The 13,308-nt window shown below is 44.4% G+C and carries 8 protein-coding genes; 1 reads left to right on the top strand and 7 read right to left on the bottom strand.

Annotated elements, in window-relative coordinates; genetic code table 11:
* Positions 1-18 precede the first annotated feature (18 nt).
* The 7 genes from VIN08_RS22805 to VIN08_RS22775 all read right to left on the bottom strand — a co-directional run bounded on the left by VIN08_RS22805 (position 19) and on the right by VIN08_RS22775 (position 10,804).
* Positions 19-2,676 carry an ABC transporter permease gene (locus VIN08_RS22805; protein ID WP_331970266.1) on the bottom strand — a complete coding sequence of 886 codons (2,658 nt, stop codon included), beginning with the start codon at positions 2,674-2,676 and terminating at the stop codon, positions 19-21.
* Positions 2,673-3,002, bottom strand: a complete 330-nt coding sequence (locus VIN08_RS22800) for a PadR family transcriptional regulator (RefSeq protein WP_331970263.1) — start codon at positions 3,000-3,002, stop codon at positions 2,673-2,675. Before VIN08_RS22800 ends, VIN08_RS22805 begins: the two co-directional genes overlap by 4 nt.
* A 150-nt stretch (positions 3,003-3,152) precedes the next feature.
* The gene (locus VIN08_RS22795; protein WP_331970260.1) at positions 3,153-4,343 is read right to left on the bottom strand and encodes an acyloxyacyl hydrolase; all 1,191 of its coding nucleotides are present in this window, start codon (positions 4,341-4,343) and stop codon (positions 3,153-3,155) included.
* Positions 4,344-4,422: 79 nt separating this feature from the next.
* Complete coding sequence (locus VIN08_RS22790; protein WP_331970257.1) at positions 4,423-7,074, bottom strand: ABC transporter permease; 2,652 nt, start codon at positions 7,072-7,074, stop codon at positions 4,423-4,425.
* A 12-nt stretch (positions 7,075-7,086) separates the two neighbouring features.
* The gene (locus VIN08_RS22785) at positions 7,087-9,798 is read right to left on the bottom strand and encodes an ABC transporter permease (RefSeq protein WP_331970254.1); all 2,712 of its coding nucleotides are present in this window, start codon (positions 9,796-9,798) and stop codon (positions 7,087-7,089) included.
* A gap of 1 nt (position 9,799) precedes the next feature.
* Positions 9,800-10,126 carry a PadR family transcriptional regulator gene (locus VIN08_RS22780; RefSeq protein WP_331970252.1) on the bottom strand — a complete coding sequence of 109 codons (327 nt, stop codon included), beginning with the start codon at positions 10,124-10,126 and terminating at the stop codon, positions 9,800-9,802.
* 87 nt (positions 10,127-10,213) lie between these two features.
* Positions 10,214-10,804, bottom strand: a complete 591-nt coding sequence (locus VIN08_RS22775) for a dihydrofolate reductase family protein (RefSeq protein ID WP_331970251.1) — start codon at positions 10,802-10,804, stop codon at positions 10,214-10,216.
* Positions 10,805-11,076: 272 nt separating this feature from the next.
* On the opposite strand from VIN08_RS22775, the gene VIN08_RS22770 reads away from it, so the two are divergent.
* Positions 11,077-13,242, top strand: a complete 2,166-nt coding sequence (locus tag VIN08_RS22770; protein WP_331970248.1) for a tetratricopeptide repeat protein — start codon at positions 11,077-11,079, stop codon at positions 13,240-13,242.
* Positions 13,243-13,308 lie beyond the last annotated feature (66 nt).

Genomic DNA, 13,308 nt, shown 5'->3' with positions numbered 1-13,308 from the left:
TACACTCTACCCAAAGCGTTATTCGTATTTAAGTTTATCTACCGGGTTGGCATTTACCACTTTCATCGATTTCAGGATCACCACCATCACGGCAATCACCAGCACTAACATGCCCGGCAACAGGAACATCCACCACGACAAGGCTACATGGTTTCTGAAATTATTCAGCCAACTGTTAACAGTATAGTATGCCGCAGGCACCGCCAGTATAAACGACAGTGCTATTAACTGTACATATTCCTTCGAGAACATAACCAGTATATTCTGTATGGAAGCTCCCAATACTTTTCGGATGGCAACTTCTTTACTCTTGCGATTTACCACGAAGGCAATAAGCCCGTACAGCCCGAGGCAGCCGATCAACAGAAATGTGATGGCAAACAACTGGAATAATTGTGCATATTTTTCTTCCTGTTCATAGAAAGCTTTCACATTCTCATCGAAAAATCTATACTCATATATATGCTCCGGAAAAGCTTCCTTCCATATCTGTTCCAGCTTTGCCATTGCCTGTTGCAATGATTCACGATCCTGACTGGTTTGAAGTTTTACACTATAGTTTCCATAGGCACGTGGATTCTGTACGATCGCCACCTCACCTTTATCTTCTTTGAGCGAATGATTATAAAAATCATTAATCACTCCTGCGATTGTTACTTTATCGCCCGACATTTTTACTTCTTCTCCTATAGCTTTCACCGGAGTTGCAAACCCGAGGTGCTGCGCCAGCCGTTGTGTTACCAGTATACTTCGGCTGGCATCCAGCGGAGTCAGGTTTCTTCCGGCAAGAAGCTTGATGCCAAACACATTCAGGTAAGAGGAATCAGCGGCCTGGTATTCGTAGATGATATTCTCGTTATTCGAACCTTCGCGCCATATATCACGAGCTGAATTTCTTCGATTTACTCCTGAAGGTAAAGTATAGCTGAAAGAGACATTTGATACAAATGACTGTGCACGAAGGCGATCTTCGATAGTCTGACGTGTAACGGAATCACGATCCGGTATCGGAAAGGTTACAATGGCATCCTGGTTAAAACCCATATCGCGGTTCTGGAAGAAATTCATCTGGCTTACAATGATAAATGCACTTACCACCAATACCTGTGTAGCCGTAAACTGCACCACCACCAAAACTTTTCTAAAGCTGAAACCACCTACCGTCTCCGTGGCAAATTTACTCTTGAGGGAATTGACTGCATTGAATCTCGAAACAATTACCGAAGGATATAAGCCGGCAAAGAGTGTTACTGATATAATGATTATTCCTAATGTTGCGAGTATAAAGGGATCCATAAAATTATACTGCTGCAAATGCAGGTTCAGCAATGATTGTAAATTCCACAGCAACACTTCCGATAAAGCCAATGCTACTATACTGGCAACAAGCACCACTACAAATGTTTCGGTAAGCAGTTGTGATACGAGGCTGCCGCGATTACTGCCCAATACTTTGCGCAAGCCGATTTCTTTTGCACGCATTGCCGATTGTGCTGTAGCCAGATTTACATAGTTGATACACGAAGTAAGCAACAGGAACAATGCTACCAATGCCATAGCCAGGATCATAGGCTTACTGATAGTCCTGCCGTTGTAATTACCAAACTGCGCTTCGAAGTGAACATCTGCGAGACGCTGTAATAAGTAGTGACGTGATTCATGTAACTCTTTCGGTGTATGCCGCGCATGTACTTTTGCAATCTCTGCTTCGGCTTCTTCCTTCGACATGTTATCGGGTAATTCAACATAGGTATAGTGATTGTCATCAACACTGGACCAATCATCCATGGCTTGTTTATGGATCAGCTTTACGGTTGAGTAAGCAATGAGCATCGTAAACGGAAAATCTGTATTGGGAGGAAGATCAGAGATCACACCGGTAACTTTACAATCAGCTTCTTTTTCAAATCGCAGTGTGCGTCCCACTATATTTCCTTCGCCAAAATATTTTTTTGCCAGTGATTCAGTCAGCACCACAGACAGAGGTTCAATCAATGCTTTATCCGGATTTCCCTGAAGCCACTTTAATGGTTTATCGCCAAAATCAAACACCTGAAAGAATGAAGGCTCAACCAACGCAAGGCCATTCATTTCTTTATAGCGTGTCACTATATTTCCATGGGCATCTGGCACTTCCACAAGAGCCTCGCCAAAATATTCCATCGCTGTTATATTCTTGAAAGACGTTATCTCATCGCGCATAGCCCACGGTACAGGGTATGATATACCGGTGCGGAACTCCGACATATCTTTACCACTTACGCGTACCACACGGTATATATTATCGCGGTTGGTATGGAAACTATCGAAGCTCAGCTCATAGCGAATAAAGGTGAGGATAGTAAGTGCCGAAGCGATGCCTATTGTAAGACCAATGATATTGATAAATGTATTGCTCTTATATGCCAGCAGGCTGCGTTGAGCCATCTTGAAATAATTATAAAGCATAGTCAGGTTGTTATGTGAAATTGAATTTCGTTTCCAGAAAAAGCGTCTGATTAAAAAGCCGAGGCCGTTCCATATATACCGGAAGCGTGCCATTGCTATACTTTTCATCGCGAGATCATTCCGGTATAGCTCGTACAGATCGCCTTGTATTTCTTCAGCCAGATGTGTAGGTGCCAGGCGCCCGATAAGCGAATCAATCCAGGCAGGAGGTTTTGGTATAGTACTCATGCAGGAGAGATTTTCGTGATCATATCCCAGATTGTGTTTCGCGTGTCGCGCAGTTCTTCCAATGACTGGCGTCCGTAAGCCGTAATGCTGAACAGTCTTTTTCGTCTGCCACCACGCTCTTCTGATGATCCGCCCATGCGCGATTTCACAAAGCCTTTCTCTTCCAAACGATGCAACACAGCATGCACGGCACTGATGCTGAGCTCACGACTCGCCTGCTTCTTCAGCTCTTCAGTGATTGATACTCCGTAAGCATCTTTATTGAGCAGTGCTACCATTAATAAAACAAGTTCCTCGAGTTCTCCGAGGTATATGCGTGACGCCATAATACTATTGTTCAACTTTTGTAGAACAAATGTCTTGCCAACCGGAAACACGGTGTTTTTAAAGAAATTTATCTATACCACTGTACGTATAGTGTACGGACATGACCGATTCCGCACAATCTCCATACCCGGCAAACGACCTAGATTGAACTACGATTGTTTCTTACAAACATATATAGAGTAGCCAAGTCCGCACTCTATAAAATCAGAAATGAAGGTATCATATACCCGGAGGCCCGTTCTTATAAATATACTCTTGCTTACATCGTATCGCAGGGCGATACGCCCATACCATATACCTTTATCACCCGTCTTCTTGAGATTTATACCGGCTTGTGTGATAAACGTCCAGCGATGCACCATATACTCGTGCGAGAGGTGAACACCCGGCCAGAAGAGAAGTCGTGACGGCACTTTGTTGATATACTGCTCTTCAAATTGTTCCTTTAAAGAGCCATCGTAGAACCAGTCCAGTCCGAGGCCATATTTACCAGTGTATCCATAATGCCGTGCAGCATCTATACTTAAGGAAGCGGCCCAGTAATATATACCAGGGTTGTCTATATCTTTAAACGTTGTTACAATACCGGCACTACCCACCGTGTAAAACTCGAACATGGGTTGATAAGGCTCGAATGTATAGTTGATTCTGCCGAACGGTTTACCTATAGCACCTTCTTTCAAGTGACGCGGTTTGAATTTATACCGGGCTGATGCCTGCAAGCCGTAGAGGTTAAGGCCGCGATTAGGCGAACGCGTACGTCCATTGGAGAAATGATTGACCGAGGGACCTATCATCATATCCAATCGGTCGGAAACGCGAAACTCATATTGTAACGCGATGCCTACCATAACATTTACTGAAGACCCGATGGCTTTTTGCTCCGGGTTAGTATACGTGTCGTATCCATTCCAGTTATACGATAAGCCGATGGTAAAATCGTAATGAAGCGATGCGCGCTTTACTTGTATCAATGGCTCGTTGAAGAACAGGTATGTGGTAAACGGATTACCCAGTATATTTTTACGCGGGCTAAACCAGAACTTGCTGATGCCTAGCCCATACGTTGGGTAATGATGAAGCTGTTGCCACTTTTTTCTTCCATACCCGAAGAAACCATAACGAACATCGGCCGATTGCACGGGGTTTTCCTGTATATACTTTATACCGGGAGTTCGCGTATCGTTCAGGCGCTCGACCTGATAACGAACCTGCAAAAATGTATACTGCGGCAAGGAATCACTCCGATGTTTGTCGGTTGCGCGAAAGAACCAGCTTTGTGCCGAGCTTATCCAAACCTGCCCCATCAGAAAAATGATCAGAACAACTGCACGCATCATATACCAGTATCAATGATGCAACATACCACCTATTCTGTTATTCTGAAAGATAATTAGCGAAGAAGGCGAGCAATGTTCATTACTCTTGTTTCAATGTATCGACCGGGTTTGACCGTGCAACATACACCATCTGCGAAGCCACGGCAAGCCAGGTCATCAGCAAGACAATAATAACCGGGATAGCAAAGACACCAATATGCAAAGGTATACGGCTTGCAAAGCGATTCAGCCACTCGTTGGAGAGTGTATAGGCTATCGGACAGGCGACCATAATAGCCACGATAATCAATTGCAGAAACTGGCGCGACAATAGTAACACGATACTATATATATTTGCACCAAGTACTTTACGAATACCGACTTCTTTTAATCGCTGGCGACCTATATAAACGGAGAGGCCGGTAAGCCCAAGGCACGAAGTAACAATAGCCAGTATACATAGCATATCTAATATCCAGCGTAGCTGTATATCATCTTTATACTGCAGGTCGTAGAAATTTTCAAGGAAGAAATAGTCAAATGGATTCTCCGGAAAGAATTTCTTCCAGGCTTTCCGTATCTGTTCAACCGAAGCGATCATTCTTTTCGAATCTATACCGGCTGCAAACTTCAGCGACATCATCGGACCGAGGTTCGCGGTAAACAATACGGGCTGTATTGTGCTTTTGAATGATTGCTGGTGAAAATCATCGATAACGCCCACGATCACACAGGCATTATCATCCCAGTAAATTATTTTACCAACAGCCAGCCCGGGCGTTGTAAAACCAAGTGATGCAACAGCCCGCTCGTTGAGTATAACCGGTTCTGTTTTCTGTCCGAATTTCTCTCCCGGAAAATCATTCATAACAAAATTTCGTCCTGCCAACAGGTGGAGTTTGTATGAATCGATAAAGCTCGTATCAACAACATGAATCGAAAAATTTAGTCCAACTTCTTCCTTCGATTTTCGTACCGGGCTGATCCATTCAACTTTTTCACCGGGTATAGCCGTTGATGTAGTCACCGATTCAACAACGGAGAGGTCGCGCAAATAATTTCCGAATACTGCGAGCTGCGATTTATAGGAGATATCATTATGAGCAGGTGCTTTCACAATCAACGTTTTCTGAATGTCTATACCGAGGTTCTGATCTTTCAGGTAAACAAACTGTTCATGAATAACAAACGCTGCCATAATGAGAACCACCGAACAGCTAAACTGGAAAAGCATCAATACCTTACGCAACGTAAGCCCGCGCCGGGTTGTAGTATACTTCCCTTTCAGCACGCGAACAACATTAAAGGAGGCAATAAGTCGTGCAGGATAGAGGGCCGATAGAACTATACCTGTTGCAAAAATCGCCAGTAGATAAGGCATAGCACTATACCGGCTCAGGCTAAATAACTCTGAGAACGAAAATGTATAACCGGTAATTTCATGATATACCGGAGATGCCGTGAACACCACTATACCGGCAATGGCCGCACTGATGAGATTTACCACAAAAGCTTCTACAAAAAATTGCCGGGCAACGGCAAACCGTGAAGCCCCGTTTACTTTACGGATACCGACCTCCTTTGCCCGTGCCAACGCAATGGCCATGGAGAGATTGATATAATTGATCCAGGCAATTGTCAGTATAATACACGCCACCGTGAGCATGATATATATACCGGTTACATCGCCTGAGGACTTGATCTCATCATGAAGCGAAGCATGAAGGTATATAGATGTTATCGGCTGCACATCGGTATAGGATGTTTGCAAAGCATCTTTCTTAACCGGCAACATTGATTTCAGCTCGGGTATATTTGTATGGTCATCCAGCAATAGATAGGTATAGCAGTCGAACGCCTTATAGTACGGGTTATTCTCCAATGAGTTTTGCGACACCAGTATCTCCGCATCGAGATGTGATTCTTCCGGGAGATTGGGCATGATGCCTGTTACTTCGTAGTCGTGTTCATCGCAGCTGCCTTTCAGGTGCAATATCTTGCCCATAGGATTTTCATGATGAAAATATCGGCTGGCAGCCCGCTCACTCAATACAATGGAGAATGGCCGTTGCAAAGCCGTTCGTGTATCGCCTTCCATTAACGGATAAGAAAACACGTTAAAAAAATCCGGACTGGTATAATATAGCTTTCGTTCGTTATTGATAACAGTTCCCTGCGGGCCGGTATACTTCAACGAACAATCAAACCAATGACGCACCGGAAGAAGCTGGCATGATTCGCGCACAGTTGCCAGGTCGCGCTTTAACTGAGGGCCAATCGTTCCATTCGTCAGGGCTGACTCAAAAACAGCTTGATCGCGCGATTGAGTTCGGGTATAGATGCGGTATATATTTTCCGCTTGCGGATGGAAACGATCGTAGCGAAGCTGAAACGCTGCGTATTGAAATATAAACACGGCCACCGCTATACTCATCGATAGCCCGAGTATATTCAGGAAAGCATATAGCTTATTATAGCGAAGTCGTCTGCAGGCAAAGACAAGATCCATCCATAGACCTTGTAAATTCATCGTGTGCAACGATACTTTATTTCGCAGCAATACTCCCGGCCGGAAAAAGCGAATTACACTCCAGCATAATTTTCTCCTGGCGTGAGGCAGTCCGAAACGATCGGCATTCCGGCTGAGTTGCTGAATCAGATCGCCTTCGATCTCCTCATACAATTCTTCCGGACAGACAGCCCTGAGAAATCGTTCGGCCCACTTTGGCAGGGAATGTTTATCGTGTTTCATGAAACTATATACTTACTCATACTTTAATGTATCAGCCGGATTTGCTCTTACAGATTTTATCATCTGAAAGCTGATTGCAGCGATCATCATAGCAAACAGTATCGCTGCCGGAATGATAAATATACCAGCATGCAACGCAATATGTACCGGGTATTCTGCCAGCCAGTGCGATGCCAGGAAATATGTAACAGGCATTGCCACAAAGAACGCTATGATCACCATATATACATATCCTCGCGACAATAGCGACAGCAGGTTGACCATAGTAGCGCCAAACACTTTTCGTATGCTGATCTCACGGCTCCGTATATGGGCCTCAAATAGACTTATACCCAGTATACCGAGACACGCAATAAAAAGGGCCACCCCGGAAAATATACTGAAGATGCGACTGAAGTATAATTCTGATTTGAACTGCTGATCATAATATTCTTCCAGGAAGAAATACTCGAAAGGTCTGTCCGGAAAAATAGTTTTCCAACTCTTTTCTATATAAGCTATAGCATCCTGCAAATCAGTTCCGGGTCTCAACCGGATGGAATAGTATACTTGCTGGAACGCATCGTAGTTTGACGAGAATATGGTAGGGTATACTTCTTTCTTGATGGCTTCGTGATGATAATCTTCTACTACACCAATGATCCGGAACTTCTCCGTTTCGTCAAACCGGTTGAAATATACCTCCTGCCCTACGGCTTCCTGTGGCGAGGCAAAGCCCAACGATTTCACGGCACTTTCATTCAACATAATAGTTGTCCAGTTTTTATCTTCCCACGGGGCAATCCATCGCTCGCTTACGTTAAGCGGCTCAAAATTTCTTCCGGCCAATACCTTCAAGCCATATAAGGGTATATAGTTTGTACCTACAAACAATGTTTTATAGCGGGTCGGATCATACGGATCACCGATGTTTCGCTTGATTTCGTTTACATAGGTGAATCCGATCTCTGCTCCCGGCACAGCAGACGAAGTTGACATCATCGTTATTGCCGGATTTTGCAGGAGTATATTTTCAAGTGTTTTATAGTCGCCATGTTTATTAACGATCTCTTGTCCTGAATAAGCCATTGGGTTGCGTACCGTGATTACCTGGTCGAGATCTATTTTCCGGTTGCTGATGCGCATATATTCTAACTGGTCATCAATCACCAACAGAAACGCGATCAACACCAGCGACACTGTAAACTGCGCGATCACCAGGTATTGCCGCGTCATTTTACTTTTACCTGCTCGCCCTATATTACTCTTCAGTGCGCTTACAGGATTTAACCGGATGAGGAAGAGCGATGGGTAAAGACTGGTAAAGCACGATCCTATAAAAAAGATTATGATTGCCCCAAACCATATAGCGGGTGTAAACAATTGAAACCTGGCAATCGGTATACCGGTGAGATAATGAAAATGCGGCAGTACGAGCCAGAGCCCCGCCACTGCTACAGCAAATGCCAGCACCGTTACACACATAAACTGAACAAAGAATTGCATTAACAGATCACGCTTGCCGGAGCCAATCACTCTGCGAACACCAATCTCGCGGGCACGCGTAGTAAACCGGGCAGTCTCAATATTTATATAATTGATCCAGGCAATCACCAATATCACCATACCAATAGCCAGCAACATATATACCCGTGTCTGACTACCGTTCGATTCAAACTCATCGTTGAGTTGTGATTGAAGGTGTATAGCTGCTACTGGCTGCAAAAAGAAATGCGATCCTTTTATTTGGGGATTTTCCTTTTCGATTTTCTGTATAGCATGGTTTAAACGCGTGGCAATAGCTACAGGGTCAGCAGGTTGCTTTACGGTGATATAGGTATATATCATCGGATTTTCCCAATACGGAAGATCGGGCCAATCATTTTCGATGAACGAAACAAAGTTAGCATGCAGGTGGGCATTGGCAGGCAAATCGCTAAATATACCGGCCACTATATAGTCATCGCCTTCATCGTGATCATCAATGCGCTCGATGCGCTGCCCGATCGGATCTTTGCTGCCAAAGATCTTTGTTGCCATGGACTCCGATAAAATAATATTGTTTTTATCAAGAAGAACTTTATCCGGATTACCGCGAATCAATAAAGAAGAGAATACGTGGAAGAATGCTGTATCTGCATTGATAAAACCACCGGCCTCGTTGAATATCTTGCCTTCGCTCTTGAACAGGAAACCCGTATTGGCCGGTATCTTTCCAAAGCTGGTATACGCTTTTATCTCCGGGAAATTATCTTTCAGCAAGCTTCTCAAGCCCGGGTAACTCCGGGCTGATGTATTTTTCAGTTCGCCATGCTCGTATTGCTGATAGGCTACCCGGTATATTTCATCGGTGTTTGCATAAAAACGATCATAGCTCAACTCAAAGCTTACATATTGTATAATGAGAAAGAACGCCATGATGCCTACTGAAAGTCCTGCTATATTGATCAGTGAGAACACCCGGCTTCTCAACAGATGTCTATACGCGATGGTAAAATAATTCCGGATCATATAGAGTGCATTTACTTCCACAGAAAATTTCCTTCGCAGAATTATACCGGGCCGGAGAAACCGGATCACGTTAAAGTATAATTTTCCTGCAGCCTTTCGCTCGCCATCGCGCTTAACATCACGGTTATACTTTTGAATGATATCGCCTTCTATCACTTCATACAGCTCTTCCGGACAGATGGTCCGAAGGAAACGTTCGGCCCACCGGGGTAAAGATGTCATTTCATTCTTCATCTCAGGAGAATTTTAATTGTGGCACCATCTTCCACAGATCAATTCTCGCTTCCTTCATTGCTTTCAGTAACGCCAGCCCTGCGCTGGTAATGGTATATATGCGCTTGCGCCTTCCGCCCCGCTCCTTGGTTGCTCCCCCAACTTTTGATTTTATATACCCTTTGTCTTCCAGCCGGTATAGCGTTACATGCACTGCGCTCAGGGTAACTTCGCGACCAACACGCTGCTCGATCTCTTCGGTAATGGCAGCGCCATAGGCATCTTCCTGCAAGGCAGCCACCATGGTAAGCACAAGCTCTTCAAACTCGCCCAGAAATTCTTTTGCCATTTGCTTCTATTTTGTTAAGTAAATAAACGAAATAATTTTAATATAATTTTCTGTCGGCACTAAAAATATGCTGGTATCGTATAAACGTTATCGCTTGCGACTATAGGTTGTTACAACAACTCCGCAGGGATAAGCGACTGAATTGATCAACGAAAGGCTATAAATATCCCGGATGCTATGGAATACTGATAGCCCGCTGCCCAATAATGCCGGGTTGATAATCAAATGAAATTCATCCACCAGGTCGGCCTGCACCAAGGATGCAGCAAACGAAGCTCCGCCATAGGCGATGATATTTTTTCCGGGCGCAGTCTTTAGCTGGTATACTTCTTTTGCCAGATCGCCTTTGGCCAGGGTAGCATTCGGCCACACAGATTGTTCCAGCGTTCGGGTAAAGATAACTTTGCGGGTCTTGGCTATAGCGGCCGCAAATCCTGATTGCGGATTGTTCTGTTGTAACGCCACCGAAGCCCAGTGATGTATAAAACCTTCTTCGGCCATTTTCCGGCTTAGTAAAACACAATCGACTGAAGACGAGATATCGTGATGATATTGCTGCAGGGCAGCATCCCATTTCCAGTCGCTTCCCCAGTTCCATATCATCCATCCGGATTTTCCCAACGCATCGGCTATAAATCCATCTACCGACATCTGTATTTGTAGTATCAGCTTTCTCATATTTTATCGGGTTTATATATACTGGTATTATATTTCAAAACTACAGGCGTCTTGCCTTTGCCAGGGTGGCTGACCGGGACTTTTTAGGATGCCGATTGCGACAGGTGTATAATTACCGTGCAACTACCCTACCCGTGGGAGTATATTATTAAATTATTATACTTTATATCTTGACTATAGCATTCGATGGTCAATATGATATGATGCGATAAATTGCGCGTTGATATTGCCAAAAAATTAGTACCTTAAAACCCCTATTGCGTATACCCTCCGTGAAACCCAACCTGTCATTTCTGTTTCTCTTTGTATGTTCCTTTCTGTTTTGTCACGGTCAGGATAGCAACACCAAAAAATTAAAGCAGGCACTTGCCTCTGCTTCTGATGAAGAACAATATGTATTACTCACCAACCTGGCGTGGGAATACCGCGCGGTATATCCCGACAGCGGAATATACTTCGGACAAAAGGCCTATACTTTAGGAAAGGCTCTTGATCGCGCTGACCTGGCGAAGCCACTCAACTTTATAGGGCTATCATACTATCACCGAGGCGATCACCTGGATGCTTACGATTATTATACCCGTGCTATAGCTATAGCCGGCAACAACCAGGACTCCCTTCAGCTTGCGCATGCTTATAATAACCTGGGGCGTTTGTTTATGGAACAGGGTGTAATGCCCAGGTCGTATGCCTATCTTACCCAAGCCAGAGATATATTTCAGCGGCTGCACGATCTTTCCGGGCTTGCCTATTCCTACCAAAGTCTGGCGGGCTATCATAAGATCATGAAAGATATACCACAGGCAGAGCAAAATTACCTGGAAGCCTACCGTATCCGGCTGCGTAAGGGCGATGCACGGGAGATCACCTCTGCGATGGTTCAGCTTGGAAAGCTATATATGGACAGCCGGCAAACCCAAAAGGCGCTATACTATTTTCAAAAGGGAGATTCACTCTGTCGTGCTATAGGGGATGCGTTGCATATAGGCGAGATAAAAACACTTACAGCAGAATGCTTGCTGAATGAAGGCGATCTTGAAAAAGCCGAAGTACTGGCGCGTGAAGGTCTTCAGCAAATTACACACTCTCAAAATCTGCGTTTACTGCCCGGTGCCTATCTCACCATGGGGCAAATACAATTGAAGAAGGGAAATATAGAGCAGGCGAAAGAATATTTCCGGTCAACACTGGGAGCTTCCACCCTTCGCAGTGATCTCAATACAAAAATGGAAGCGTACTTCTTCTTATGGCAAACATTCCGTCAGCAAGGCAATGGAGGCACCGAGGAGTTTGACAGCTATACCCAATATATGCTGATGAAGGATTCAGTGCGATCGCTGGAAAGTGTACAACATGAAGAGCAGCTAAAATTTAAAATGGAAATTGCCCGTATCGAACAGGAGAACGAACTACTGCGGATGAAGGAGCAGCGCAAAACGGTAATCATCTTTATACTGGCCGGTGTTCTTATAGTGGCTGCGATCATGCTATATATGCAGATGCGTTATAGATTAAAGATACTCCGTGTTAATCACTTACTGGAAGAACGTAATCATGATGTAAAGAAGATAAACGAATTGCTCCAATCGAAGAACGCCACACTTGAAAAGCACATGACTACATTGGTAGATTTTTCGAAAAACCGAAGTATACATGTAGGCAATCTTGCTCACGCAGCCCGTGATATAGCCACTATCACTGCGAAAAAATTACAGGTGAGCCAGGTGAGCATCTGGTTATACCAGGAAGATAAGCATTGTATTGAATCACTCGCATGTTATAGTCTGGATGAAGATTGCTATAGGGATACCATGCAGCTATCGCTCGGGCAGGCTCCGGTGTATTTTGAGGCGATCAAAAAAGAAAGAATGATCGTGGCTGACGATGCACGCATTCACCCGATGACACGCGAATTTACCGACACCTATTTTATACCGGGAAATATATACTCGCTGCTGGATGTAAGCTTTTCGCTCGATGGACAATTAAAAGGACTGCTTTGTTGCGAGCAACTTCACACCACCCGAACATGGACGGCTGAAGACAAGATTTTTGCTAGCTCGGTAGCGGATATTATTACACTCGCGTTCCGCACATCGCAGCGTCTTGAATATGAAAAGCATATCAAGGATCAGAACCGGAAGATTGCCCAGATGAATGATGTACTCGAAGAACGGGTAAAGGAACGCACAGCTCAACTGAAAATGCAGAACCAGCGCCTGTCGGAGTATGCATTTATAAATTCACACCTGCTCCGCGGACCACTCTCCCGTATACTGGGATTAATCAATCTGATTGAACACGACAAGACTGTAAAGGAAGCACAGATCATCGATCTGCTCCGCAGATCAGGAAATGAACTGGATGATGTCGTCAAGAAAATCACAGATGCCCTGAACGAAGGCGAGCATCCTTCAATGGAGGATATGAATCGTTAGTCGTTAACTGTTATCCTTTATAGGTTAATCGTTAACAGTTAACGTGTAACTATTCATGGTTGAATA

Source organism: Ohtaekwangia sp., assembly GCF_036568665.1.
GTDB lineage: Bacteria > Bacteroidota > Bacteroidia > Cytophagales > Cyclobacteriaceae > Ohtaekwangia.
This window is presented reverse-complemented; position numbering and strand designations above follow the sequence as displayed.